Origin of the sequence: Antarctobacter aquimaris, from assembly GCF_900184945.1 — a bacterium.
GTDB classification, from domain to species: Bacteria; Pseudomonadota; Alphaproteobacteria; order Rhodobacterales; family Rhodobacteraceae; genus Maliponia; species Maliponia aquimaris.
Map to the genome: position 1 here is coordinate 1 of NZ_FXYF01000053.1, position 838 is coordinate 838.

General features: G+C 61.7%; 1 protein-coding gene. It reads left to right on the top strand.

Annotated features, from left to right (window positions below):
* The first annotated feature begins 110 nt into the window (after window positions 1-110).
* Window positions 111-835 (top strand): IS5 family transposase gene (locus MAA8898_RS25615; protein WP_370738647.1). Its coding sequence is split into 2 segments (ribosomal slippage): window positions 111-398 and window positions 401-835, totalling 723 coding nucleotides; the frame shifts between segments, so codons are not numbered across the junction.
* Window positions 836-838 lie beyond the last annotated feature (3 nt).

Consider the following 838-nt stretch of genomic DNA (forward strand, 5'->3'; position numbering starts at 1 on the left):
GGGCGTGATTCACTGCTGCAAAAAGCGAGCGGTGACATGAGTGATCTCTTCTGGCTGACCCACTGCCCGGCAGTGCATTGCGCAGCAATGTCACGAGAGGGGATGCGCAGATGGCGCGTCTGGAGCCCTACTTTCCGAAGTCCCATGGCAAGCCACGCGTCGATGATCGGCGCGTCCTGAGTGGGATTATTTTCATCAATCGCAATGGGTTGCGCTGGCGTGACGCACCTGCTGCCTACGGTCCGCCCAAGACGCTCTACAACCGTTGGAAACGATGGAGCGAGAAGGGCATCTTTGCCCGGATGCTCCTGGAACTGGCTGACCGGGGCGGCGCGACCGAAACGCTGATGATCGATGCAACCCATCTGAAGACGCACCGCACCGCCTCGAGCCTGCGGTTGAAAAAGGGGGCAAAGGCCGCCTCATCAGGCGCACGAAAGGCGGCCTGAACTCCAAGCTGCATGCCGTCACGGACGCTCAGGGGCGTCCCTTGCTAATGTTCCTGACGGCGGGTCAGCGCAGCGACTACATCGGCGCGCGGGCGTTGCTGGATGGCCTGCCGCCCGCGAAGCATCTGCTTGCAGACCGCGGCTATGATGCGGATTGGTATCGCCAAGCCCTTGAAAACAAGGGCATCACGCCGTGCATCCCGTCACGGAAGGGTCGGAAAATCCCGATCCCGCACGACCCTGAACGCTACCGCAACCGCCACAAGATCGAGAACAGTTTTGCCCGCCTGAAGGACTGGCGGCGCATCGCAACCCGCTACGACAGGTGCCCGAAAGTCTTCCTCTCGGCATGCGCCCTCGCGGCCATCGTCATGTTCTGGCTATGAGTC